20 protein-coding genes are annotated in these 24,107 nt (G+C 72.8%); 8 read left to right on the forward strand and 12 right to left on the reverse strand.

Translation table 11 applies throughout. The features are described 5' to 3' along the window. Nucleotides 1-4: 4 nt before the first annotated feature. The 5 genes from BLV96_RS29315 to aroF all read right to left on the reverse strand — a co-directional run bounded on the left by BLV96_RS29315 (nucleotide 5) and on the right by aroF (nucleotide 4,800). Nucleotides 5-376: an ectoine synthase gene (locus BLV96_RS29315; RefSeq protein WP_086671488.1), complete on the reverse strand. Its 372-nt coding sequence runs from the start codon at nucleotides 374-376 to the stop codon at nucleotides 5-7. Nucleotides 377-380: 4 nt separating this feature from the next. After that, nucleotides 381-665 carry an acyl carrier protein gene (locus tag BLV96_RS29320; RefSeq protein WP_086671490.1) on the reverse strand — a complete coding sequence of 95 codons (285 nt, stop codon included), beginning with the start codon at nucleotides 663-665 and terminating at the stop codon, nucleotides 381-383. 1 nt (nucleotide 666) lies between these two features. Then, complete coding sequence (locus BLV96_RS29325; RefSeq protein ID WP_244180544.1) at nucleotides 667-2,298, reverse strand: AMP-binding protein; 1,632 nt, start codon at nucleotides 2,296-2,298, stop codon at nucleotides 667-669. A 49-nt stretch (nucleotides 2,299-2,347) separates the two neighbouring features. Next, entirely contained in the window at nucleotides 2,348-3,652 is a 1,305-nt protein-coding gene (locus tag BLV96_RS29330) for a PQQ-dependent sugar dehydrogenase (protein ID WP_208608347.1), read from the reverse strand. Nucleotides 3,653-3,765: 113 nt separating this feature from the next. Then, entirely contained in the window at nucleotides 3,766-4,800 is a 1,035-nt protein-coding gene (gene aroF, locus BLV96_RS29335) for a 3-deoxy-7-phosphoheptulonate synthase (protein ID WP_244180545.1), read from the reverse strand. Nucleotides 4,801-5,044: 244 nt separating this feature from the next. On the opposite strand from aroF, the gene BLV96_RS29340 reads away from it, so the two are divergent. Further along, nucleotides 5,045-5,461 carry an SgcJ/EcaC family oxidoreductase gene (locus tag BLV96_RS29340; protein ID WP_086671496.1) on the forward strand — a complete coding sequence of 139 codons (417 nt, stop codon included), beginning with the start codon at nucleotides 5,045-5,047 and terminating at the stop codon, nucleotides 5,459-5,461. 123 nt (nucleotides 5,462-5,584) lie between these two features. Continuing rightward, complete coding sequence (locus tag BLV96_RS29345) at nucleotides 5,585-6,832, forward strand: RNA polymerase sigma factor (protein WP_086671498.1); 1,248 nt, start codon at nucleotides 5,585-5,587, stop codon at nucleotides 6,830-6,832. Between the two features lie 14 nt (nucleotides 6,833-6,846). On the opposite strand, the gene BLV96_RS29350 is transcribed toward BLV96_RS29345, so the two are convergent. From BLV96_RS29350 to BLV96_RS29360, 3 genes are all read right to left on the reverse strand, one after another. Continuing rightward, entirely contained in the window at nucleotides 6,847-7,410 is a 564-nt protein-coding gene (locus BLV96_RS29350; RefSeq protein ID WP_158104054.1) for a dihydrofolate reductase family protein, read from the reverse strand. A gap of 77 nt (nucleotides 7,411-7,487) precedes the next feature. Then, entirely contained in the window at nucleotides 7,488-7,817 is a 330-nt protein-coding gene (locus BLV96_RS29355; RefSeq protein ID WP_086671500.1) for a YciI family protein, read from the reverse strand. A gap of 74 nt (nucleotides 7,818-7,891) precedes the next feature. Next, nucleotides 7,892-9,475, reverse strand: a complete 1,584-nt coding sequence (locus tag BLV96_RS29360; protein WP_244180546.1) for an MFS transporter — start codon at nucleotides 9,473-9,475, stop codon at nucleotides 7,892-7,894. Between the two features lie 279 nt (nucleotides 9,476-9,754). Between BLV96_RS29360 and BLV96_RS29365 the strand changes: the two genes are divergently transcribed. The 3 genes from BLV96_RS29365 to BLV96_RS29375 all read left to right on the forward strand — a co-directional run bounded on the left by BLV96_RS29365 (nucleotide 9,755) and on the right by BLV96_RS29375 (nucleotide 14,252). Then, on the forward strand, nucleotides 9,755-11,284 hold the full coding sequence (locus BLV96_RS29365) for a multicopper oxidase family protein (RefSeq protein ID WP_086671503.1): 1,530 nt from the start codon (nucleotides 9,755-9,757) through the stop codon (nucleotides 11,282-11,284). 62 nt (nucleotides 11,285-11,346) lie between these two features. Continuing rightward, entirely contained in the window at nucleotides 11,347-12,888 is a 1,542-nt protein-coding gene (locus BLV96_RS29370) for a class I SAM-dependent methyltransferase (protein ID WP_086671506.1), read from the forward strand. Continuing rightward, the gene (locus tag BLV96_RS29375) at nucleotides 12,885-14,252 is read left to right on the forward strand and encodes an FAD-binding protein (RefSeq protein WP_086671508.1); all 1,368 of its coding nucleotides are present in this window, start codon (nucleotides 12,885-12,887) and stop codon (nucleotides 14,250-14,252) included. Before BLV96_RS29370 ends, BLV96_RS29375 begins: the two co-directional genes overlap by 4 nt. Nucleotides 14,253-14,554: 302 nt before the next feature. Here the strand turns inward: BLV96_RS29375 and BLV96_RS29380 are convergent, their stop codons facing one another. After that, on the reverse strand, nucleotides 14,555-15,463 hold the full coding sequence (locus BLV96_RS29380; RefSeq protein ID WP_244180547.1) for a TIGR03560 family F420-dependent LLM class oxidoreductase: 909 nt from the start codon (nucleotides 15,461-15,463) through the stop codon (nucleotides 14,555-14,557). A 149-nt stretch (nucleotides 15,464-15,612) separates the two neighbouring features. Here BLV96_RS29380 and BLV96_RS29385 point away from each other — a divergent pair, with 149 nt between their 5' ends. The 3 genes from BLV96_RS29385 to BLV96_RS29395 all read left to right on the forward strand — a co-directional run bounded on the left by BLV96_RS29385 (nucleotide 15,613) and on the right by BLV96_RS29395 (nucleotide 19,041). Next, nucleotides 15,613-16,677, forward strand: coding sequence for a DUF2855 family protein (locus BLV96_RS29385; RefSeq protein ID WP_158104055.1), 1,065 nt, complete (start codon nucleotides 15,613-15,615; stop codon nucleotides 16,675-16,677). Nucleotides 16,678-16,787: 110 nt separating this feature from the next. After that, nucleotides 16,788-17,480 (forward strand): DUF2306 domain-containing protein, encoded by a 693-nt coding sequence (locus BLV96_RS29390; protein ID WP_086671511.1) that lies wholly within the window; start codon nucleotides 16,788-16,790, stop codon nucleotides 17,478-17,480. A 40-nt stretch (nucleotides 17,481-17,520) separates the two neighbouring features. Next, a complete protein-coding gene (locus tag BLV96_RS29395; RefSeq protein WP_244180548.1) occupies nucleotides 17,521-19,041 on the forward strand; it encodes an FAD-binding oxidoreductase in 1,521 nt (506 codons plus the stop codon). A 124-nt stretch (nucleotides 19,042-19,165) separates the two neighbouring features. Here BLV96_RS29395 and BLV96_RS29400 read toward each other — a convergent pair whose 3' ends face one another. Genes BLV96_RS29400 through BLV96_RS29410 form a run of 3 tightly spaced genes read right to left on the reverse strand, consistent with a single transcriptional unit; the run spans nucleotide 19,166 to nucleotide 23,831 of the window. Beyond that, nucleotides 19,166-20,494, reverse strand: a complete 1,329-nt coding sequence (locus BLV96_RS29400; protein ID WP_086671543.1) for an extracellular solute-binding protein — start codon at nucleotides 20,492-20,494, stop codon at nucleotides 19,166-19,168. A 20-nt stretch (nucleotides 20,495-20,514) separates the two neighbouring features. Further along, the gene (locus tag BLV96_RS29405; RefSeq protein WP_086671513.1) at nucleotides 20,515-22,200 is read right to left on the reverse strand and encodes a thiamine pyrophosphate-binding protein; all 1,686 of its coding nucleotides are present in this window, start codon (nucleotides 22,198-22,200) and stop codon (nucleotides 20,515-20,517) included. Nucleotides 22,201-22,250: 50 nt separating this feature from the next. Next, nucleotides 22,251-23,831, reverse strand: coding sequence for a 4-hydroxyphenylacetate 3-hydroxylase family protein (locus BLV96_RS29410; RefSeq protein ID WP_158104056.1), 1,581 nt, complete (start codon nucleotides 23,829-23,831; stop codon nucleotides 22,251-22,253). Nucleotides 23,832-24,107 lie beyond the last annotated feature (276 nt).

The following is a 24,107-nucleotide window of genomic DNA, read 5'->3' on the forward strand; positions in this document are numbered from 1 at the left end:
CGGCTCAGTAGTTGGAGAATTCGTCGTCGAGGTTGTGCGACTCGTCGCCGATGAGGGCGGGCGTGAACATGCAGACCAGCACCATGTCCTCGTGCGGCGAGGCGATCAGGTGGTGCGGGTCGTGCTTGTCGAGGGCGTAGATCGTGCCGACCTCGATGACGTGCTCGTCACCGGCGGAGTCGATGACCTTGCCGCTGCCGGCGATGCAGTAGCACGCCTCGAGGTGGTTCTTGTACTCCAGCGCGGAGTCGGTGCCGGCGCGGACGATCGTGTGCGTGACCGTGTAGCCCATGCCGTCCCGCAGCGTCAGGAAGCGGTGGCTCAGGCCGTTGCCCCACTCGACGCCTTCGACTTCCGAAAGTTTGCGGATGATCACGGTGTCAGGCCGCCTTTCCCAGGTAGTCCACATCGGACGAGCCCGACGCCGAGTGCAGCTCGACGAACCGGGAGATCGAGGTGATGGAGGTGAAGTCCTGCTCGACGATCTCGACCTCCTCCATCGGGATCTCGAACGTGGCCTCGAGCCAGGTGACCACGCGCAGCAGGCCGAGGCTGTCGACGACGCCGTTGGCGCGCAGGTCGTAGTCGGCTTCGAGCTCCTCCGGGCCGACGCCCGGCAGGAACTCGTCGAGGACGTACTGCTTGATCTGCTCGGAATAACTCATGTCAGCTCCCGTTCAACAGGTCTCGGATGACGGCTTTGCGGTCGGTCTTGCCCGTCGAGGTCGTCGGCAGCGGGTCGTCGACGACGCGGATCGTGGTGGGCAGCGCCGCCCGCGCCAGGCGCTCGCGGCAGAACTGGCGCAGCGCGAGCACGCCGAGCGGCTCGGTCGTGTCGCGGCGGACGACCGCGTGGATGACGAGCCCCGCGACGTCGTCGGGCACCACCACCACGGCCGCGCCGGCGATCCGCTCGTGGCCGAGCAGGACCTGCTCGATCTCTTCGAGGTTCACGCGCACACCGCGGACCTTGACCTGGGAGTCGGTGCGCCCGACGAGCGTGAACACGCCATCGGCGTCGCGCGCGACGAGGTCGCCGGAGCGGAAGTAGACGCGCCCGCCCTCGCGTTCGACGAACTTGTCCGCCCCGCCGCCGACCGCGTACCCGGCCGTCTGGAACGGCGTCGACACGAGCAGCTCGCCGGTGGCCGGGCCGTCGACCACCTCGCCGGCGGCGTCGAGCACGAGCGCGTCGACGCCGGGCAGCGGGCGGCCGATCGGCAGCGGGCCCTCGCCCGCGAAGCCGGTGATCTCGTGGATGAAGCTGTCGTTGGTCTCGGTGGCGCCGTAGATGTTGTGGAAGCGTGCGTTCGGGAACAGCCGCGGCAGCTCGGGCAGCAGCTTCGCGGGCATCTTGTCGCCGGTGACGATCACGTGCTTGACCGACTCGAACGGCTGCACGCCGGGAACGTCGGCGAGCAGCCGGTAGAGCATCGGGACCGACTGGACGACCTCGACCCCCTCGGTGCGGATCACCTCGGCGAGGTGCTTGCCGTTGGTCGCCTTGTCCGGCTCGACCAGGACCGTCGTGCCGCCGGCCTTGAACGTGGCGCGGATGTCGAGCAGGCACAGGTCGAAGTTGAACGGCGCGTAGTTCAATACCACCGTGCCGGGCCGCAGCCGGAACTTCGTGACCGCCCACTCGGTGAAGCGCTCGACGGCCTGGAAGCTCAGCGGAACCACCTTGGGCAGGCCGGTGGAGCCCGACGTCGTGAAGATGAACGAGGTGGCGTCCGGGCTGACGTCGGGACCGGTGATGCCGTCGAGGCCGGCCAGGTCGCCGTCCGGCGCGACCGCGGTGGTGTCGATCTTGTGGATCCGCCGGCCGCCGACGCCCGCGCCGGGCTCGGCGGTCAGGACGTCGGTGCAGTCCGCCTTCTCCAGCAGCTCTTCGAGCGCCGTCGCGCCGAGCTCGGTGGAGGGCAGCATGAACGGGCGGCGTGCCAGCAGGCAGGCCACGATGAGCGCGACCGTGCGCGGGGTCTTCGCGGCGTGAACGGCGACGCGGGCCTCGGCCGGCAGCTGCAGCGCCGACAGGCCCTCGTAGGCCGACATGGTCATGGCGGCGAGATCGGCGTAGGACACCCGGACGTCGCCCAGCACCAGTGCGGTCGACTCCGGCCGGGTGCGGGCGAAGTCGGCCAGGCAGCCGAGCAGCGAACGCGAGTACGGCACAATGTCTCCAACCCCGGCCGGGCGGCGACCACCGTCGCGCACCAGCCAGTCACCCCAGCTCCCCCACGGGGAGTCCACTTCGGACTCCGGCGGGGCCCGGGCCGGGCTCCGCGTGGACTCCACCGTAGCTTCGTGCCGGAGTGACTGGCTTCTCGTGCGGTGCGGCTCCCGATCAGCCGATCGGTGTCCGGTGTGGACGGTCCGACCAGGACTCCCAGCGCCACAGCCGCCCGGTCCCCTGGGTCGCCTGGACCCCGTCCTCCGACATCTCGAACTTGCCGAAGTCGAGCAGGTACAGAGCGTCGTCGCCGGGGGCGAACCCGACGTCGATCGGCCGGGCCAGCACCGGTGCGCCCGGCAGCTCCCGCGGCGACCAGTCCGCCGGGTCGACGACCACGAGGCTGCGGCCGACCGGCGGCCCGCCCGCCGGCAGGCACATCGGGGCTTCGTCGCCGAACAACGTCACGACGAGCTGCCCGGCCAGCGCCCCGCCCGGCACGACGGCGAAGCGGGTGGCCGAGACGTGCGGCTCGAACTCGAGCAGGGCGCGCTCGGGAAGCGGCAGGTCGTCGTGGTTCGCCAGCAGGAACTCCGGCTGCGCGCCGCGCTCGGGCGCGAACGCCGGGTCGGTCACCGGGCGGTCGCCGACGAAGTCCGGCCAGCCGTACCAGCCGCCCTGCCGGACGTCGAACAGCAGGTCCGGGGCGTTGCCGATCGGGCGGCTGCCCCGGTCGTCGGCGCCCTGGTCGAGCGCGATCAGCCGGCCGTCGGGCAGGAAGCCGAGGCCGAACGCGTTGCGCAGCCCCCAGGCCACCAGCTCCATGCCCGAGCCGTCCAGTTCGCACCGCAGCACGGCGGCGGTGCACGGCAGCTGCGCCGCGATCTTCTGCCCCGCGGTGGTCTGCGTGCCGAACGGGCCGAACGCCCCGGTGTCGACGGTCGCGCCGGGCTCGTCGGAGAACGGGTCGCGGGTCGTCGCGTTGAACCCGGTCAGCTCGATGTCCAGGCCGGGCAGGTCGAACGCGTGCGGCAGCCGGCGCAGCCAGCCGAGCTCGTAGGCGTCCAGGCCGATCACGCCGAGGTTCGACATCGCGCCCTGGCTGAAGTAGAGCTTCCGGTCGGCGCCGACCACGGCCATGTTCGTGTGGTAGTTGCCGGGACCGGGCATGCCGTCGACGACGCCGTGCTTGCGCCCGGCCGCGTCGACGCGGGTGATCCGGCCGGCCCCGCCCTCGGAGACGAACAGGTCGCCCTCGAACCAGCACAGGCCGGTGACCGGCGCGGCGAGCTCGCCGGCGACGAGTGTCCGCTCGCCGCCGGCGAGCCGCCAGACCTTCCCGCCGGGCGCCGCGCCGCCGAAGGCGAGACCGGATTCGGCGACGTAGACGCCGCCCGCGTCGTCGAAGGCGAGGCTGGTCGGGAACTGCAGCCCGGTGGCGACTTCCACCGCCTCGGGGTGCGTCGGATTCAGGGGCACGGCGAAACCTCCTGGCTGGTCGACCACCGGCCGGGCGGCACCCGGCCGGCTCCGCTGGGCGACGCTAACCGGCGCGGGCCTCCTTCCGCGTCTCCGCACGTGCCGTCCTGCCGTCAGCCGGCCAGCAACCGCCGGTTCCACCACGTCGACAGGCCCCGCCCGACGACGCCGCTGAGCGCGTCGAGCTCGGCGGCCAGCCGCTGGAGGTCCTCGGCGACCAGTGCCTGCGGGCCGTCGCAGAGCGCCTGCTCCGGGTGAGGGTGGACGTCGACGAGCACGCCGTCCGCGCCGACGGCGACCGCGGCGCGCGACAGCGGCAGGACGAGGTCGCGGCGCCCGCCCGAGTGCGACGGGTCGATCATCACCGGCAGGTGCGAAAGCCGTTGCACCACCGGCACGGCCGAGATGTCGAGGGTGTTGCGGGTCGCGGTCTCGAAGGTGCGGATGCCGCGTTCGCAGAGCACGATGTCGAGGTTGCCGCGCTGCGCGATGTACTCCGCGGCCATCAGCCACTCTTCGATGGTGGCGCTCATCCCGCGCTTGAGCAGCACCGGCTTGCCGGCCGCCCCCACCGCCTGCAGCAGCCCGAAGTTGGACATGTTGCGGGTACCGATCTGCAGCATGTCGGCGTACCGGGCGACCGTTTCGACGTCGTCGGCGGCGACCACCTCGGTGACGATCGGCAGACCCGTCTCGGCCCGCACGTCGGCCAGGATCCGCAGGCCCTCCTCCCCCAGGCCCTGGAAGGCGTACGGCGACGTGCGCGGCTTGTAGGCGCCACCGCGCAGCAGCACCGCGCCGGCCGACTGCGCCATCCGCGCCGCCTCGAGGGTCTGCTCCGGCGTCTCGACCGCGCAGGGCCCGGCGATCAGCGTGACGGTGTCCGGCCCGACCGGCACGCCCCCGACGTACACAGTGGACCGTTCGGGGTGGTGCTCCCGGCTGACCAGCTTGTACTTGGCCGAAATCCGCGTGACGCTCTGCACCGCGGGCAGGCTGCCGAGGTTCAGCGTTTCGAAGCGGTCGACGTCGCCGACCAGGCCGATGACCACGCGGCTCACGCCGCGGCTGACGAAGGCCTCTCCTCCGGCGGCGGCCACCCGCTCGACGATCGCGTCGACGTCCTCCGCGGTGGCGTCGGTTGCCATGACGATGACCATGGTGTCAGCACTCCTCCGGCACTACGTGGTCCCGTCGCCGGCGGCGGCCGGTGCGGGCTCGTGCGGTCCATGCTCCCCGGGCACCGGCGGGGGCGACGTCTCCGCGGTTGCGCAGCCGGGTGCGGAAGCCGTTGCCGGGCAATGGTTCTCGCAATCGAGCGGTAGTACCGGCCGGGGCCCCGCCCCTACCGTCGGGGTACTCGTGCCCACCTGAGGAAGAGGGATCCCGAATATGTCCACCAGCAATGGCACTTCCACCGTGGCGACCGAGCAGGCCGCCGCCGCCGCGGTCCCGCAGCGCATCGTCGCGGCGTGGGCCGGCAACGACGCGAAGGCGTTCTCGGAAGTCTTCACCGAAGACGGCACGATGGCGCTGCCCGGCGGGATCTTCGTCAAGGGCCGCGCCGCGATCCAGGAGTTCATGGCGGCCGGCTACGCCGGGCCGTACAAGGGCACCCGCGTCCACGGCGACCCGGTCGACATCCGCTTCCTCGGTGAAGAGGCGGCGGTCGTCGTCACCGTCGGCGGCGTGCTCGCGCCGGGCGAGACCGAGGTCAGCCCGGAGCGCGCCGTCCGCGCGATCTGGGTGCTGGCCAAGCAGGACGGCGCGTGGCAGCTCGCCGCGTACCAGAACACCCCGCTGGGCTGACACGCTCCCCCGGCTTCTCCCGGCGTGCTCGATTTTCCGGCCGGGGCCCGGCACCGCGCTAGCGTGGATCGGTTACCGGCCGGCCGACCGAGGGGAAGCACCGATGTCGCAAGGGAAGCCCGGATGAGCGACGTCGAACGGGCGGTCGCCGACGCGTACCGTCGCGAGTGGGCCTTCGTGCTCGCCGCGACGGTACGGGTCACCCACGACCTCGACCTCGCCGAGGAATGCGTCCAGGAGGCCTTCCTCTCCGCGCTGGACGGCTGGCGCCGCGACGGGGTCCCGGCCAAGCCGGGCGGCTGGCTGACCACCATCGCGCGCCGGAAGGCGATGGACCACTTCCGGCGGCAGGACGCGTTCCGCACGCGGATGCCGCTGCTCCTGGAACCGGACGTGACCGAGATGAACGACCTGGACGACCTGGTGGCGGGCGACGCGATCGCCGACGACCGGCTGCGGCTGATCTTCACCTGCTGCCACCCCGTGCTGCCGCGCGAGGCGCAGATCGCGCTGACGCTGCGGCTGGTGTGCGGGGTCACCACCGGCGACATCGCGCGGGCGTTCCTCGTGCCGGAGCCGACGATGGCCGCCCGGATCACCCGGGCGAAGAAGAAGATCGCCGCGGCCGGCGTGCCCTACCGCGTCCCGGCGGCGAGCGAGCTGCCGGACCGGCTGGACGCGGTGCTCTCGGTGATCCACCTCCTGTTCACCACCGGGCACACGGCCCCGTCGGGCGATTCGCTGGTGCGCGACCACCTCGTCGACCGGGCGCTGGACCTCGCCCGGCTGCTGCGCGACCTGATGCCGGACGAGCGGCAGGTCTGGGGACTGCTGGCGCTCCTGCTCGTCACCGACGCCCGGCGCGCGACCCGCACCGATGCCGGCGGCCGGTTGCTCCTGCTCGAAGAGCAGGACCGCACGCGCTGGGACCGCGCCGCGATCGCCGAAGGCCACCAGCTGGTGCTCGACGCGATGCGCGCGGGCCGGCCGGGCAAGTTCGTGCTGCAGGCGGCCATCGCGTCGCTGCACGCGCAGGCGCCGAGCTACGCCGAGACCGACTGGGCGCAGGTGGTCGTGCTCTACGACGAGCTGCTGAAGGTGTGGCCGTCGCCGGTGGTGACGCTCAACCGCGCGATCGCGGTGTCCATGGTGGACGGTCCGGCGGCCGCCCTCGCCGAGGTGCGGGCCCTGGAGGACGACGGCCGCCTCGACGGCTACCACTACCTGCCGGCCACCAAGGCCGACCTGCTGCGCCGGCTGGGCCGCCGCTCCGAGGCGGCGGCCGCCTACCGGGCCGCGCTGGGCCTGGTGGACAACGAAGCCGAGCGGGCGTTCCTCAACGCGCGGCTCGACGAGGCGACCGCCGCCTGACCGCCGGCGGCGAGTCAGTTCCGGCGGTAGCGCAGCGATACGACGCCGGAGCCGAACGTCTCCGCGGTCGCCTGGTGGAAGTCCGAGCCCGGGAACAAGTCGGGGAACAAGCGCCGGCCGCCGCCGAGCAGGATCGGGTTCACCAGGAGGCGGTACTCGTCCACCAGGCCGGCCGCCACCAGCGTGCGGGCGAAGTCCACGCCGCCCAGGGCCAGCAGCGCGCCGCCCGGCCGCGTGCGCAGCCGCTCGACCTCGGCGACGACGTCGGTGACGGCGCGGGCGTTCACCCAGCCCGGCTGGTGCGAGGTCCGCGAGCACACCAGCTTCGGCGTGGCCTCGAGCCACCGCGCGTGCGACGCCTCGCCGCCCGCCGCCGCCGGGTCCGTCGCCACGGCGGGCCAGTGGGTCAGGAACTGCTCGTAGGTCCGCCGGCCCACCAGCGCCGTGTCGGCGCGCTCCTGCAGTTCGCCGACGACCCGCCAGGTGTCGGCGTCGACCTTGATCCAGTCCATCGCGCCCGCCGGGCCCTCGGCCCGGCCGTCGACGCTCAGCTGGAGGTACAGCACCACTTCACGCACAGGTTCTTCCTCTCCCGCAACGAAAAACGCGTCGCCGTGCCGGGCGGCACGGCGACGCGCACTGGAACGGTTCCCGGTCAGCCCATCAGCGGACGGACCTCGACACCGCCGTCCATGATCGGGACGAAGCTCGCGATTTCGAGCGCGTGGTCCAGGTCGCGGGCCTCCACGACGAAGAAGCCGGCGAGGGCTTCCTTGGCCTCGACGAACGGCCCGTCGGTGACCTTCTCCCCGCGGAGCGAGCGGGCCTCGGCGGACGGCTGGGTGGCGTAGCCCGCCACCAGCTTGCCGCCGGACTCCGCGACCCGGCCCTCGACCCGGCCGTGCGCCTCCAGGACCTCCGGCGGGATGTCGGCGATCCCACCGGGGGTTTCCCGCTCGAAGATCAGGATTGCGTACTGCGCCATGCGAATTTCTCCTTAGTGGGTTGTTACCTGGGGGCTGCTCCCGCCGTGACCGGGCGGACCCGGCCGGCGAGGGGTCAGGACACCGGTTCCGGTGCCTCGTCGGCTTCCTCCGCGGCGGGGGCCGGAGCCTCCTGCGCGGGGGCACCGAGCGCACCGATGTGCCGGCACTTCACGAAGAACAGCACGCCGACCCCGGCCAGGACCACGGCGCTGATCAGCGCCGCGGTGTGCAGGCCGCTGGTGAACGCCTCGCGTGCGGCGGACAGCAGCTGGTCGGCGACGCCGCCCGGCAGCCCGTTCGCCGCGGTGGTGGCGCCGGCGAGGCTCTCGCGGGCCGCGTCGGCGGCACCGGCCGGCACGCCGGCCGGGACGGTGAGCGTCGAGCGGTACACGATGGCCCCGACGCTGCCGATGATCGCGAAGCCCATGGCGGCGCCGAGCTCGTTGCTGATCTGCGGCATGGACGCGGCCGCGCCCGCCTTCTCCGGCGGGGCCGAGCCGATGACCTGGCCGATGCCCAGCGAGAGCAGCGGACCACCGCCGAGGCACCAGACCGCGAAGCCCAGGATCAGCAGCCAGCTGCCGCCCGACGAAGCCGCCTGCGTCATCAGGAGCAGGCCGACCGCGACGATCAGCAGGCCACCGGAGATGAGGTAGGCGGGCCGGATCCGGCGGGCCAGGATCGGTGACACCAGCACGGCGACGGTCGAGACCGCCATGCCCGGCAGCAGCGCGAGCCCGGCCGGCAGCGAGCCGAGGCCGTCGACGAGCTGGAAGTACTGCGTGGCCAGCATCATCACCGCGCCGGTCAGCAGGCTGTAGGCGAGCAGGCTGACCAGCCCGACCGTGAACACCGAGTTCTTGAACAGGCTCAGGTCCAGCAGCGGGTCGGCGAGCGTGCGCTGCCGCAGCACGAACAGCACGCCGAACACGACACCGACCACCACGGCCAGCACCGGCACGAACTCGAAGCCGTTCTTCGCGAGCTCCTTGAAGCCGTAGACGAACGGCAGGATCGCGGCCAGCGACATGCCGACGCTGATCAGGTCGATCCGGCCGCCCGCGGGCGACTTGAACTCGGGCAGCAGCACCGGGCCGAAGACCAGCAGCACGGCCATCACCGGGATGTTGATCAGGAACACCGAACCCCACCAGAAGTGGGCGAGCAGCACGCCGCCGATGATCGGGCCGAGGATGGCGCCGACGGTGAAGAACGCCGACCAGATCCCGATCGCCAGCCCCATCTGCTTGGGGTTGCGGAACATGTTGCTGATCAGGGCCAGTGTGCACGGCCCGAGGGTCGCGCCGGCGATGCCCAGCAGGGCCCGGGCACCGATCAGCATCTCCGGGGTCGTCGACCAGGCCGCGAGGGCCGACGCGATCCCGAAGGCCGCGGCACCGATCAGCAGCAGCTTGCGCCGGCCGATCCGGTCGCCGAGGCCGCCCATCGTGACCAGGAACCCTCCGACCATGAACCCGTAGATGTCCATGATCCAGAGCTGTTCGATGCTGTCGGCACCCAGATCGGCGCTGAGGTGCGGAAGCGCCAGCAGCAGCACGAACACGTCGACGGACACGAGCATCGCGGTCAAGGCCAGTACGGCCAGGCCCACCCACTCTCGTCTGCCGGCCCGCGGTGCCGCAACGTCAGTCGTCACGATTGTCTCCTCCCTAATACGGGTCCAGCTTCCATTCAAGCGGTGACGCCCGGGGCGGACATCTTCCGCTGTGCTCTGTTCGGGCCCCTCGGTACTACGTCGTTCGGCAGGTCGCGGAATCGACAACTTCGCGCGACTGACTCTGCGCACCCTGAAAGAGGACACCCGTTCGGGTCCGATGTGACGATCCGTTGGCCGGCCTGGGGCGCCGGCGGGACGTCTTGTGCTGCGCCCACTCGGGCGCGTCACCCGTGTGGTGCATCACCGATTGGGGAGCTGATGCTGAACAGACGACGCTTGCTGGCACTCGGGGCCGCGGCGGGCGGGGCGGGCGCCGCCGCGGCGCTGCTGCCCAAGGGGACCGCGCCGGCCGGGGCCGTGGCGGCGCCGGCGCCGGTGGCCACCCCGCAGGCGGCCGGCGGGGGCGCCGCCGCCGGGCACGTCGGCCACTCCGTCCCGAGCGGTTTCGCCAAGGCGGCCGGACCGGCGGTCAAGCCCGCGACGACGCCGTTCACCGTGCCGATGCCGCTCGCCCCGGAGCTGCGGCCGGTGCGCTCCACCGCCGCCTTCGACCGCTACGAGCTGAGCGTCAAGCAGGCCGACGTCGAGATCCTGCCCGGGCAGAAGACTCCCATGTGGACCTACGGCGGCGGTTTCCTCGGCCCGGTGATCCGCGCGCGCAGCGGCCGCGCGACCCAGGTCGCGTTCCGCAACGAGCTGCCGCTGGCCACGAACGTCCACCTGCACGGCTCGCACGTCGACGCGGCCAACGACGGCTACCCGATGGAGCTGATCGAGCCCGGCCAGACCCGCACCTACACCTACCCGAACACGCAGCAGGGCGCGCTGCTCTGGTACCACGCGCACTCGCACGGCACCGACCCCGAGCACGTCTACCGCGGCCAGCACGGGTTCTACATCGTGGAGGACCCCGCCGAGGCGGCGCTCAACCTGCCCTGCGGGGCCTTCGACGTCCCGATCATGCTGCGCGACGCGCTCTTCGACGCCTCGAACAACCTCGTCTTCGGCGGGAACCCGGCCGACCGCAACGTCGCGCTGGTCAACGGGAAACCGCAGCCGTACTTCCAGGTCGCCGCGCGCAAGTACCGCTTCCGGATCGTCAACACCGCGACCGAGCGCGTGTTCCGGCTGAGCCTGGCGGGCGCGAAGATCGTCCAGATCGGCACCGACGGCGGCCTGCTGCCGGCCCCGGTGGAGAAGGCCGAGCTGAAGTTCAGCTCCGGCGAACGCGTCGACGTCGTCGTCGACTTCTCCCAGGTGCCCTTCGGCACCGGCATCGTGCTGACCGACGCCACCTTCGGCCCGATGCTGCGCTTCGACGTCGTGCGCCGCGCGGCCGACACCAGCCGGGTGCCCGCCCGCCTGCGCCGGCTCGAGGTGCTGCCGCCGGCGACGGTCACCCGCGAGGTCGCCATCGGCACCGACTTCTCCCAGGGCGGGCCGATCCCGGTCGGCACCATCAACGGCCGGCCGTTCGACCACGACCGGATCGACATGACGGTGAAGCGCGGCTCGACGGAGCTGTGGAACATCAGCAACGCCGACGGCGCCTACGGGTTCACCCACAACTTCCACATCCACCTGGTGCAGTTCCAGGTGGTGAGCCGCAACGGCGGCCCGCCGGCGCCCGAAGACGCCGGGCTGAAGGACACCATCCTGCTGCCGCCCGGCGACGTCGTCCAGGCCAAGGTGCACTTCACCGACTACCTCGGGAAGTACGTGTACCACTGCCACTTCCTGGAGCACGCGGCCATCGGGATGATGGGCCAGATGGAGATCGTCGACTAGCGGACCGGTTCCGGGGACCGGCCGGCCGGTCCCCGGGGCGCCCGCGCGAAAGGACGCCTGTCATGACTGAAAGCGGCACCCCGGCACAGATCGCCGAGCTGGCCGACGACTTCGTCAACGCGCCGACCGACCAGGTCGACGAGCGGTTCCGGCGGCTCACCGGCGCTCTGTGGGACGACGGTGTCCTGACGGATCTCGCGCTGCCCGCCGTGCCCGCGCTGGTCGCCCGGCTGGACAAGGCCGCCGACGACCGCAAGGGTCACCTCGCCGTGCTGCTGGGCGTGCTGGCCGAGGCCGAGTTCCCGGACACCACCGGTCCGGTGGCCACGGCCGTGCGCGCGGGCCTCGACCGCTACCTCGAACTGCTGGCGCAGGGCGCGGACCGCGACCCGCTGACCCTCGGGCTGGTCTACCTGCTGGCGCACTTCCCCGCCGACCGCGAACGGATCCTCGCCGCCGTGCCCGCGCTGTCGCCCGACGACCTGACCCGCCTGGTCCGGCTGCTCACCCCCGCCGACCAGGCGCACGCCGACCTGGGCCGCGTCTGGCCGTCGCCGTCGGTGTGGGGGCTCGGGGAGTCCGAAAAGGACTTCGACAACGGCTGGATCAGCGCGTTGACGCCGGAGCAGTTCACCGCCGCGTGGCGCAACGACCAGCGCACGCTGTTCGGGCACGCCGGGGCCAAGGCCTACTGGGCGGCGCGCCACGGCTCGCCGGCCGAGATCGTCGCGGCGCCCGTGCCCGACCCGGAGACCCTCGAAGCGGGCCGCACGGCCGCGGTGGGCACCGGCCTGTTCGGCCGGCACGCCGCCGCGCTGCGCTGCCCGAACTGCCACGAGGCCCTCGCCTTCGCCGGCGGCGTGACCTGCACCGGCTGCGCGACGGCGTTCCCGGTCGCCGACGGCATCCTCGACCTGATGCCGGGCGAGCGGGTCGCACCGGGCGACGAGGACACCGGCGACGCGCTGCACAAGCTCGCCGCGATGCCGAGCATGGGCCTGTACTACGAAGCCGTGCTGCGGCCGGCGTTCCTGCGGGCCATGGGGTCCAACTGGGACGAGGCGGTGACCCCGGCCGACGAGGACCGCTACATCGCCGAGCACGTCGACCCGGCCGAGGGTCCGGTGCTGGACCTCGCGGCCGGCGCGGGCCGCTGGACCGCCGTGCTCGCCGGCGCCGTCGGTCCCGAGCGGCTGGTCGCGCTGGACGTCAGCGTGCCGATGCTGGCCGCGCTGCGGGTCGCGCTGCCCGAAGTGCCCGCGCTGCAGGCGAGCGCGCTCGAGCTGCCGTTCGAAGACGGCTCGCTGGGCGCGGTGCTCTGCTGGAACGCGCTGCAGGCGCTGCCCGACGCGGCCGCGGGCATCGCGGAGGTCGGCCGGTGCCTGCGTCCGGGCGGCACCTTCACGCTGCTGACGTTCCGCTGGGGCGACGACGCGCTGTACAGCTACTTCCAGCACGCGCACCGGTTCCCGAACGCCGAGGACGGGATGCGGCTGTTCGGCCTCGACGAGCTGCGCGGCTGGCTCGCCGCCGCGGGCATGCGGATCCGCGACGAGTCCGGGTCGGGCACGTTCGTCTTCCTCACGGCCGAGCGCGTGGCATGACCGAGCCCGGCGAGTTCGTGCCCGGCCGGCCCGGGGACCCGGAGTACGAGACGGCGACCCGGGTCTTCAACCTGGCGGCCCCGGTCCACCCCGCGGCCGCGGTGACGGCCCGCTCGGTGGACCAGGTGCGCGCCGCGGTGCGCCACGCGGCCGCGGCCGGGCTGCGCGTGCGGATGTTCACGAGCGGCCACGGCGCGGGTGCGGCGCGGCCGATGCCCGAAGCGCTGCTGATCCGGACCGAGCTCGGCGGCGGGGTCGAGGTCGACCCCGCCGGCCGGGTCGCGCGGGTCCCGGCCGGCACCCGCGCGGGCGAGCTCGTCGCCGCCACCGCGAAGCACGGGCTGACCTCGGCGCACGGCTCGTCGGCCAACGTCGGGCTGGTGAACTACCTGCTCGGCGGCGGGTTGAGCGGGTACGGGCGCTTCGCCGGGCTGGCCGTCAACGGTGTGCGCGCGGTCGAGCTGGTCACCGCGGACGGCGAGGCCCGGCGCGTCGACGCCGCGCACGACCCGGAGCTGTTCCGGGCACTGCGCGGCGGGGGCGGCGGGTTCGGCGTGGTGACGGCCGTGGAGCTGGCGCTGTTCCCGGCCGGGCAGCTGTTCGGCGGCGCCACGTACTGGCGCGGCGAGCTCGCGGAAGCGGTGCTCGCCCGGTGGAACGCGTGGACCGCGGGGGCACCGCGCGAGGTGACCGCCGGCCTGCGGCTGCTCAACCTGCCGGCCGTGCCGGGCGTGCCGCCGGCGTTGGCGGGCAGTACGACGATCTGCGTGGACGGCCTCGTGCGCGCGGCGTCCACCGGGGAGGCCCACCGGGTGGCCGACACCCTGCTGCGGCCGCTGTACGCGCTCGGCGAGCCACTCGCCGACACCTGGCAGGACCTGACGCCCGAAGGCGTGCTCGGCATCCACATGGACCCGCCGGAGCCGGTGCCGTTCCTGGGCGAGCACCACCTCCTGTCCACTTTGGACGACCGGGGCGAGGCGGCGCTGCTGGGCCTGCTCGGCCCGGGGTCGGGCTCGCCGTTCGTCGGCGCGGGCCTGCGCCAGCTGGGCGGGGCGTTCGCCACGGCACCGGCGGGCGCGGGCGTGCTCGGGCACCTCGACGCGGCGTTTTCGTTCGCCGCGTCGGGGGTTCCGGACCCGACCGGTCCCGAGCGGCTGCTGGCGCACGGCGCGAAGGCCCGGGTGGCGCTCGAGCCGTGGCGGACCGGCCGGACGGTCCCCAACTTCGTCGAGCACTTCGAGCAGCCGCAACGCCATTTGGACGCCGACCAGGTGGCCGAGGTGGACCGGGTGCGGCTGCGCGTCGATCCGGAGGGGCTGTTCCGCGACGACATCGCTCCGAACGCCACCGCGTTGAGCTGAGCTTCGTACGCGACGAGCCGTGACCCCGGGTGGGGTCACGGCTCGTCCGGCGTTCGGGCGCCGGCCGGTTTCCGGCACGCGTCAGGCCGGCTCGGCCGGCGGTGGGCTCGGCGCCCATCAGGCGACGGCCGGACTCGACCGCCACCGGGTGAGCTCTCGTCGCGGGCTCGGGCGCCGGCCGTCGCTACCGGACCGGTGGTTGCCTGCGCCGGAGTCGACCACCACGACGTGCCGCGCGGGCGGGGCCGGTCCGCGCCGTGCGTCCCGCGCGGACCGGCGACCGCCGGTGGCTTCCGGCCCCCTCAGGCGACGGCCGGGACGATCTTGTTGCCCACGATCTCCGCCTGCGCCACTGGGTCCGGGCCCGAGATGATGCCGATCGCCGTGTCGACGCCCAGGTCGCCCAAGCCGCGCAGCAGGCCCGCCAGCTCGTCGGCGCGCTCGCCGTACGTGCCCAGCTCGAACGGCAGGATCACCGTCTTCTCGATCGCGTCGTACTCCCGGCCTTCGGCCTCGCACAGCCGGCGCAGGAGCGCGAGCTTGTCGGCCAGGTCCGGGGTCGGGTACAGGTTGCACGCGTCGCCGTAACGGGCGACCAGGGGCAGCGTGCGCCGCTCGCCGCCGCCGGCGATGAGGATCGGGGGGCGCGGGCGGGCCAGCGGTCCCGGCACCAGCAGCGGCTTGGGCAGCCGGTAGTGCTTGCCCTCGAAGGGTTCCGTGCCGCCCTCCCACAGCCGCAGGCAGATCCGGATGGTCTCCTCGAGCCGCTCGAAGCGCTCGGCCACCGGCGGGAACGCGATCCCCATCCCGGCCGACTCCTCGGCGTCCCAGCCGACCCCGACGCCCAGCACGGCCCGGCCGCCGGACAGGACGTCCAGCGACGTGATCGCGTTGGCCAGCACCGCCGGCTCGCGGAAGTGGACCCCGGCCACCACCGGCGCCAGCCGGGCGCGCGAGCTGTGCACCGCCATCACGGTGAGCGCGGTGAAGCACTCCAGGTAGGGCTGCTCGGGCCCACCCGCCTGCGGCCCCTGCCACAGGTGGTCGCCGACGCCGAGCAGGTCCACCCCGGCGTCGTCGGCGGTGCGGGCGAAGCGGGCGATGACCTCGGCCGCCTTCGCCGGGCCGCCCGCCCAGCCGAACTCCCCGAACTCCAAACCGATCTTCACGTGGTCCTCCCGGTCTCCGCGGTAGTCGTGGCGGTCCTTCATGGTGTCAGCGCGGCCGGGCACCGGGTTCTCGCCGCGTGCGGTCTCCCGCCCCGGCGACCCGCGCCCGGCACTGCGGGAGATGCGGGACTCCCCCGCCGCCGGTGACGATGCGAGACGGCGATCGACCCGCGACGCGAGGAGTGTCTCCTGTGGACGGATACGGAGTGCTGGTCCGGAAGGACGACCTGACCGCGACCGAGGTCGTCGCGGAACCGGTGCGCCCGCCCCGCGAAGGTGAGGTAACCCTCGAAGTCGAGCGTTTCGCCCTCGGGCAGATCAACGTCACCTACGCCCGCCTCGGCGGGGCGCTGCTGCCGTTCTGGAACGCTTTCCCGGCGCCGGAGGGCCGCGGCCGCGTACCGGTCTGGGGCTTCGCCACCGTCGTCGCGTCGCGCCACCCCGCGGTGGCCGAGGGCAGCCGCTGGTTCGGCTTCCTGCCCTTCGGCACGCACCACACCCTCGCCGTCGAGCCGGCGGGCGCCGGGTTCGTCGACGCCGCGCCGGAACGCGCCTTCCTGCACCCGTGGTACCGCACCTACCAGCCCGCCGGCGCCCCCGCGGCGACCGACGACCTGGTCGCGGTGGCCCGGCCGGTGTTCCCGGCGTCGTACCTGCTCGACGAGTTCGTCGGCGAGCACGCCGCCCAAGGCGCGCGCACCGTCGTGATCACCAGCGCCTCCAGCCGGACCGCGCTCGGCCTGGCGGAGCTGCTGGAGCACCGCGGCGACCTCACCGTCGTCGGCGTGACGTCGCGGCGCAACTGGGACTTCGTGGCCGGGCGCGGGATCTACGACGTCGTCGCGGCCTACGACGACGTCGCCGCCCTGCCGGTCACCACGCCCGCCGTGCTCGTCGACTTCACCGCCGCGCCCAAGCTGCTGCGCGAGATCCACGAAAAGCTCGGCGACGGCCTGCGGCACAGCGCCCTCGTCGGCTACACCAGCCCGGACGCCGTCGTGCAGCCCGACCCGATGCCCGGTCCCGAGCCGCGGATCTTCTTCACCCCGGCCGTCGAATCGGAGACTGTCGCGCGCGAAGGCGCGGAAGCGTTCTACGCCCGCTACCACGCGGCCGAGGCGCGGTTCGTCGCTCGCGCGGCGTCCTGGTGCGCGGTGCGCCCGGTCTCCGGCCTGTCCGCCGCCGCGGACGTCTTCCGCGCGCTCGTCGCCGGCGAGCAGCGGCCGGACGAGTGCCACATCGTCAGTCCACAGTAGAACGTGTACCCGGCAACCGGGGAGATGCCCGCGCACCCCCAGCGGGGTGAGGCTGGCTCCCGACACCGGCGGCCGCCGTGGGCGCCCCGCGCCGAGCAGGAGGAACAACCGTGACGCAGCACATCGACGAGGTCCGGGTACCGGGTCCGCGGCGGCCGGGCCGGCCGCCGTCCGCGCCCGCCACCGCCGTGAAGTTCTGGCAACGACCGTGGATCGTCCCGCTCTGGCTGGTCGTCGCCGCGTTCCTGTACGTGCAGACGAGCCCGTTCGTCGGCACGCCGGAGAGCCAGGCGCCGACCCCGCCCCACGACGGCTTCGCCGCCTACTACCCGCTGCTCATCGCGCACATCTCGTTCGGCACGGTCGTCATGCTGTCGGCCTGCCTGCAGATGTGGCCGATGATCCGGCACCGCTACCCGAAGGTGCACCGCGCCTTCGGCCGCGTCTACGCCATCGCCGCCATCCCCACCGGCGTCGCCGGCCTGATCATCGTGCCGTTCGCGCCGCCGGTCGGCCAGATCGGCGTCACCCTGACGACGGTGCTGTTCCTGGCGAGCACGGTCGCCGCCTGGGTGCTGGCGGTGAAGCGGAAGTTCAAGCTGCACCGGCGGTTCATGATCTACAGCTTCGCACTGCTGATGAACAACGTGTGGGGCCCGGTCATCGTCAAGATCGGGATGCCGCTCGGCGTCGACATCACCTACCTGCTCGAGTCCGCCCGCTGGGTGGGCTGGGTCGTCAACCTCATGATCGCGCAGTGGTTCCTGTACTGGACCGCTTCACGACGGCGCGAGTTCGCGTGACACGGCCGGGGACCACCGGCGGGAATCAGGGAGGATCACAGTGAGCACCAACGGCCACCCGACCGGGTTCGGCGCGTCCACCATCACGTCCGCGGACCCCCGCTACGCCAGCATGGTGCGCGGCCACAACCACCGGTTCGTCGCGAAGCCCGACTACGTGCGCGTGGTGACCACGACCGAGCAGGTCGTCGAGACCGTCGGCGCCGCGGTGGCGGCGGACGAGCGGATCACCGTCCGCAGCGGCGGGCACGGGTTCGAGGACTTCGCGACCGCCGACAGCGGCGTGCTGCTCGACATGTCCGAGATGAACCAGGTCTACTACGACCCCGAGCGGCTCGCGTTCGCGATCGAGTCCGGCGCCACCCTCGGGCACGTCTACCGCGTGCTGTTCAAGGGCTGGAACGTCACGCTCCCGGCCGGCGAGTGCACCGAGGTCGGCGTCGGCGGGCACTTCGCCGGCGGTGGGTACGGCACGCTCTCGCGGCGCATCGGCGCGGTCGTCGACTACCTCTACGCCGTGGAGGTCGTGGTCGTCGACGAGGACGGAACCGCCCGCGCGGTCGTCGCGACCCGCGAGGACGACGACCCGAACCGCGACCTGTGGTGGGCGCACACCGGCGGCGGTGGCGGCAACTTCGGCATCGTCACGCGGTACTGGGTGCGCTCGCCCGGCGTCACCGAAGGCGCCCCGGAGGAGCTGCTGCCGAAGGCGCCGAGCATGTGGCGCAACGGCATGGTGGCGTGGGACTGGAGCTCGATCACCGAGGCGGACTTCAAGCGGCTGCTGAAGAACGTCGGCGACTGGTTCGAGCGCAACAGCGACGCGGGCTCGCCGCACGCGCAGCACTCGGCGTTCTTCTACTCCTCCCACCGCTCCAACGGGATCCTGTCGATCGGCGGCATGGTCGACGGCGCGGTCGAGGGCGGCGAGGAGCTGCTGGAGGCGTACTTCGACGCGGTCACCGAAGGCGTTTCGGCGCAGCCGGTGTTCCGCCAGCAGACCCACCGGCCGTGGCTGTACTTCGCGGCGTACCCGAACTGGGGCGACCAGGGCACCCCGGACATCCGCCGCGTCAAGATCAAGGCCGCGTACCTGCGCAAGGGCTACACGGACGCGCAGATCGACACGATCTGGGAGCACCTGGGCACGGGCGCGAGCAGCCGCAAGGAGCTCATCCTCATCGGCTACGGCGGCGCGGTGAACACGGTGGCCCCCGAGGCGACGGCCACGGCCCAGCGCGACTCGATCCTCAAGGCCGCGTTCATGGCCTGGTGGGGCGACGAGGCGGACGACGAGCTGGTGCTCGGCCAGGTCCGCGACTTCTACCGCGACGTCTACGCGGAGACCGGCGGCGTCCCGGTGCCCAACGAGTACAACGACGGTTCGTACATCAACTACCCCGACGCGGACCTGGCCGACCCGGCGCACAACAAGTCGGGCGTCGCCTGGACGACGTTGTACTACAAGGACAACTACCCGCGGCTGCAGCGGGTGAAGAAGCGGTACGACCCGCGGAACGTGTTCCACCACAGCCTTTCGATCGAGCTGCCGGAAGACTGATCCCGATCCCGAACGCCCCCGGTGCGCCCTACCCGCACCGGGGGCGTTCGGCGTGTTCGGATGCCGGGCCGGGCACGCGAAAAAGGGGCTCCAGGTCGCCCTGGAGCCCCTTTCGCCGTCGTCCTCAGTCCACCGTGAAGCAGTGCGGCCCGCGCGGCCCGCCCGCCGCCACATCGCGGTTGTACGCGTCCAGCTTCTCCTGGGCCTCCGCCTCCGCGCGGCGGAAGCGCTCCGCCGGGTCCGCGCCGCGGGCCAGGACGTCGTCCATCGCCGTCGTCAGCACGTCGTGGATGCCGCCGTAGTCGCCCATCAGGGGGCCGCTCGCGGCCAGTGAACCGTCGCCCGCGTGGAGCTGGTCCGGGGCCACCCGGTGGTACGGGTGCTCGGCGAAGTAGCCCTCGTCCTCCAGCCGGGCGATCGCCGCGTTCGTGACCGGGATGAAGCTGCTGATCTTGTGCCACTCCGCCGCGTTGCGCGGGTTGTTCACGAACTGCAGGAACGCCAGCGCGCCCTCCTCGACCACCGGGTCCAGGCCGGCGCCGAGCCACAGGGACGTGCCCGCGACGACGTTGCCCGCGAACGGCACCTGCTCGTTGTACGGCAGCCGGCTCACCACCAGGTCGAACCCGGCGTCCTTCGCCGCCGCCACCGTGTAGCGCACGTCGGTGCACGAGCTGAAGCGGAACGCCGTCTGCCCGCCGATGAACCGCTGGAACGTGCCGAGCCAGTCGTTCACCGCGCCCGTGTAGAGGTACGTGCCCTCCGCGTGCAGGCGCCGCCACCACTCCACCCACGTGAGCATTTCCTTGCCCGCCAGGCTGATCCGCGTACCGCGGGTGGTCCGGCCGTTGTCCGGCTCGACCATCGGCGCGCCCTGCGTGCCCAGTGCCTGCTGGAAGAAGATGCCGTGGTTGGCCCACGTGACGCCGTGGGAGGGACCGCCGGGCAGCCGGCCGACCGCGGCGCACGCCGCCTCGAGCTCGGCCCAGGTCCGCGGGATCCCGCGGACACCCGCGGCGTCCAAAACGGACTTGTTGGTGTAGAGCAGGCTCGTCGTGCCGACCGTCGGCATCGACACCAGCACGCCGTCGTGGCTGTAGAACTCGCGCAGCGGGCGGATGACGTCGCCGGTCACCACCGGCTCGCCGAGGATCTCGGTGCGGCCGGCGACGGCGCGCTCCACCGGCGTGAACAACGGCGCGCCGGCCTGGTCGACGGCGTCGCGGGCGATCTGCGTCGCCGTGTAGTAGTACTCGGCGATCGCCGGACGACGGCCGCCGAGCGCCGCTTCGTGGATCTCCTGCGGCATCCGGCGGAAGTTGCTGCTCTGGATCTTGATCTCGTACTCCGGGTGCCGCCGCTCGAACTCCTCGCCGAGCCGCAGCAGCGGTGCCATGTAGTCCGGGAAAGTCAGGTCGGCGAGCCAGACGTCGACCACGGTCCTCGTACCCATCGGGGTCTTCTCCTCCCAGTTCACGCGGCGGCCCGGGGCGCCGCCGCCGGGCCACCGCCCGCCTGCAGCTGTCCGGCCAGGTCCGCCAGGAACCCGGCCACCACGTCCGGGACGACCTTGCAGTCCAGCACGAGCGTGCCCGCGCGGCCGCGGTCGAGCCACGTCCGGACGGCGTCGAGGTCCTCGACCGTCCGCACGACGGCGGCCGTGGCCCCGAACGCGCGGGCGACGCCGGCGAAGTCGGTGTCGGCGAACGCGATCGTGTCCGGGTCGGCGACGTCGCCGTAGACGTGCACCTCCCAGCCGTAGGCGGCGTCGTCGTAGACGACCACCAGCGCGGATTCGGCCGTGCGGACCAGCGTCTCCAGGTCGGGCAGGCCCATCAGGGCGCCGCCGTCGCCGAGGGCGACCACGGTCGTGCGGTCCGGGCGCCCGGCGACCGCGCCGACCGCGCCCGCGAAGCCCAGCCCGATCACCTGGAACCCGACCCCGGTGAAGACCAGGCCCGCGGGGTCCGGGGCCGGCAGGTACATGATCGGCCAGCCGGCGAAGTGCCCGCCGTCGGTGACGAGCGTGCGTTCCGGGGGCAGCAGCCGGGCCAGCTCCGCCGACAGCGCGCGCGGGTCGATCCGGTCGGCGGTGCTGCGGTCCTCGAACGGCGCGTCGGCCCAGCCGGTCTCGCCGAGTTCGCCGAGCTCGGTGCGCCAGCCGGACGCGCCGGCACCGCGGGCCCGGAGCGTGTCGAGCAGGGCGACGGCGACGTCGGCGGCGTCGCCGGTGACCGCGAGGTCGACCCGCGGGGTCGTCGGGGCGGCGGCGGCGTCGATCTGCACCAGCGTCGCGTCGCGGCCGGGCAGCTTGCCCCCGTGCAGCGTGAACGTGTTGAGCGTGGCGCCGAAGGCGAGCACGACGTCGGCCTCGGCGATCAGCTCGGCCGCGCGCGGCGAGGAGAACCCGCCGCACAGCCCGACCGACCACCGGTGCCCGGCGAACAGCCCGGCCGCCTGCACGGTCGTGGCCAGCAGGCCGCCGAGCTCGTCGGCGAGGTCGGCCAGGATCTTCGCCGCCCCGGCCTGCCACGCGCCGGCACCGGCGAGGACCAGCGGCCGCCGCGCCTGCGCGAGGGCTTCGAGGACGGGCGCCAGCTCGCCGGGCGCGGGCGGGGTCACGTGCACCAGGCGGGTGGTCGCCACCTGGGGCGCCGGCGCGGCCGGGACCTCGGCCTTCAGCAGGTCGTCGGGCAGGCAGAGCACCACCGGGACGCGGTCCCGGCGGGTCAGCTCCAGCGCGTCCGCCGCGGTTTCGCGCGCGGTCGCCGGGTCGGTGACGCGGACCGCGCGGGCCCCGAGGCTCTCGATGAACTCGCGCTGGGCGAAGTCGGTCGGCCGCGGCGGGCGGCCCACCGGGGCGTCCCCGCAGACGAGCAGGACCGGGCTGCGCCGCTTCACCGCCTCGGTGAGCCCGGTCGCGACGTTCGTCAGGCCCGGGCCGTAGGTGGTGGTGCAGACCGCCACCTCGCCCGTGGTGCGGTAGTACGCCTCGGCCATGGCGATGGCGCCGCCCTCGTGCCGGGCCGGCACGTAGCGGGCGCCGGTGCCGGTGAGGGCCTCGACGAAGTAGATGTTGCCGTTGCCGACCACGCCGAAGGCGTGCCGGATGCCGTGGTTCGCGATGGTCTCGGCCACCGCGGCCGCGAGCGTCGTCATGTGCCGTCCTTCGTCGTCCCGGACCTCGCGGCCCGTGCCGGTTCGCGGTCTCAGAGCCCGGACAGCCCGTCCCGGAGGTGGCGCAGCTCGCCGAACGACGAGAGGTCGGGCACGGTCCAGCCGTCCAGGTCGTACTCGGCCAGGCATTCGTCCACAAAGGACTTGTAGCCGTCGACCGTGCCGTCGGCGAGCTGGCCGTAGAGCAACTCCACCCGGGTGTTCTCGTGGCTGCCCGCGTAGTTGCGTTCGTAGAGCTCGTGCCGGCCGCCGAACTCGGTGCCGACGGCGTCCCACAGCAGCTTCATCACCTTCGCGCGCTCCACCGAGTCGACGCCGCCCGAACCGCGGACGTACTTGTCGAGGTACGGCCGGACCTCGGGGTTCTTGAAGTCCTCCGCGCTGGAGTTGGTGTAGATCAGCCCGCTCGCGACGTCCTGCATGACGATCTCGCGCACCCGCGGGTAGCCGACCTGCATGAACCACCGGTAGGCCAGGCCGTACTGCGGGTTGGGCAGGTACGCGCCGTTGCGCCACGGCACCGGGTTGCGCACCGCGGAGTCCGACAGCGACCAGAACAGGTTGCGCCACGCCAGCACTTCGCCGACCCGGCTCTGCACGCCGCGGAAGTCCTTGGTACCGGTGATCTCCAGCGCCTTGATCAGCAGCCCGGCGATGAACTCGAGCTTCACCGCCAGGCGCGTGCAGCCGTGGAAGGTGAACCGCTCGATGAACCCGGACTGGCCGGTGAACAGCTGCACCTTGCCGATGTCGCCGTAGATGAACACGTCCTCCCACGGGACGAGCACCTTGTCCAGCACCAGGATCGTGTCGTTCTCGTCGAGCCGCGACGACAGCGGGTGGTCGAACGGGCTGCCCATCACCGCGCTGGTGGCCGAGTAGGACGGCCGGCAGATCAGCTTGGTGCCGGGCGCGCCGGTCGGGATGGTGCAGACCAGCGCGAACTCGCGCTTCTTGATCGGGATGCCGTAGTGGGCGATGAAGTTCGCGTGCGTCAGGGCGGACCCGGTCGCGACGACCTTGGCGCCGCTGACGATCAGCCCGGCGTCGGTTTCCTTCTCCACGTGCACGAAGACGTCGGCGACCTCGTCCGGCGGCCGGTTCCGGTCGACCGGCGGGTGCACGATCGCGTGGTTCCAGTACAGGACCTTTTCCTGCGCCTCTTTGTACCAGCGCCGGGCATTGGCGTCGAAGGGGGCGTAGAAGTCCGCGTTCGCGCCGAGCGTGCCGAGGAACGCGGCCTTGTAGTCCGGGCTGCGACCCATCCAGCCGTAGGACAGCCGCGACCACGCGGCGATCGCCCGCTGGTCGCCCACGAGGTCCTCGACGCTGCGCGGCGTGGCGAAGAAGCGGTGCGTGTAGCCGTCGCTGCCGGTGTCGGTCGGCTTCGTGAGGACGTCCTTGGTCGCCGGGTCGTGCAGCGCGTCGTAGAGCCGCGCGGTCATCCGGATCGGGTTGTGGAACGCCGGGTGCGACGTGACGTCCTTGACCCGCTCGCCGTAGAGGTAGACCGCGCGGTCGTCGCGGAGGCTCTCGATGTACTCGTCGCCGGTCAGCGGGCGCGTCACCCGCCGGCCGGCCTCGTCCGCGGCGTGGCTCGGTCCCTCGGTCACGGCAATGGTCTCCTCTTCCCGGCGCGAAGCGCGCCGAAGCGGGACTGGCGGGGCGAACGGGTGCCGCCGAAGTCGATGTTCGCACCGGCGGCGGCCCGCGCGCTTCTCGTGCGATGCGGGACCGGCCGGTTTTTCCCTTGCCCCGCAGCGCGTTCGCAATCGGGGAGATGCCGCGGCCGGACGGCGGGTGCGACGGTCGACGACGGGATTGAGGGCGGCTCGTGGGTCGCCGGTGGTTCCGAACCGCTCAGTCCACCGTCGGAGAACTTACCTGGA

The organism is Amycolatopsis pretoriensis (assembly GCF_900107925.1).
GTDB lineage: Bacteria > Actinomycetota > Actinomycetes > Mycobacteriales > Pseudonocardiaceae > Amycolatopsis > Amycolatopsis pretoriensis.

Bases quoted from the DNA above. Each gene is read 5' to 3' on its own strand.
- aroF (WP_244180545.1), bottom strand. From the start codon at position 4,800: ATGGCAACCGACGCCACCGCGGAGGACGTCGACGCGATCGTCGAGCGG.
- BLV96_RS29380 (WP_244180547.1), bottom strand. From the start codon at position 15,463: ATGAAGGACCGCCACGACTACCGCGGAGACCGGGAGGACCACGTGAAG.
- BLV96_RS29375 (WP_086671508.1), top strand. From the start codon at position 12,885: ATGACCGAGCCCGGCGAGTTCGTGCCCGGCCGGCCCGGGGACCCGGAG.
- BLV96_RS29340 (WP_086671496.1), top strand. From the start codon at position 5,045: ATGTCCACCAGCAATGGCACTTCCACCGTGGCGACCGAGCAGGCCGCC.
- BLV96_RS29400 (WP_086671543.1), bottom strand. From the start codon at position 20,494: ATGGGTACGAGGACCGTGGTCGACGTCTGGCTCGCCGACCTGACTTTC.
- BLV96_RS29345 (WP_086671498.1), top strand. From the start codon at position 5,585: ATGAGCGACGTCGAACGGGCGGTCGCCGACGCGTACCGTCGCGAGTGG.
- BLV96_RS29405 (WP_086671513.1), bottom strand. From the start codon at position 22,200: ATGACGACGCTCGCGGCCGCGGTGGCCGAGACCATCGCGAACCACGGC.
- BLV96_RS29320 (WP_086671490.1), bottom strand. From the start codon at position 665: ATGAGTTATTCCGAGCAGATCAAGCAGTACGTCCTCGACGAGTTCCTG.
- BLV96_RS29370 (WP_086671506.1), top strand. From the start codon at position 11,347: ATGACTGAAAGCGGCACCCCGGCACAGATCGCCGAGCTGGCCGACGAC.
- BLV96_RS29355 (WP_086671500.1), bottom strand. From the start codon at position 7,817: ATGGCGCAGTACGCAATCCTGATCTTCGAGCGGGAAACCCCCGGTGGG.
- BLV96_RS29365 (WP_086671503.1), top strand. From the start codon at position 9,755: ATGCTGAACAGACGACGCTTGCTGGCACTCGGGGCCGCGGCGGGCGGG.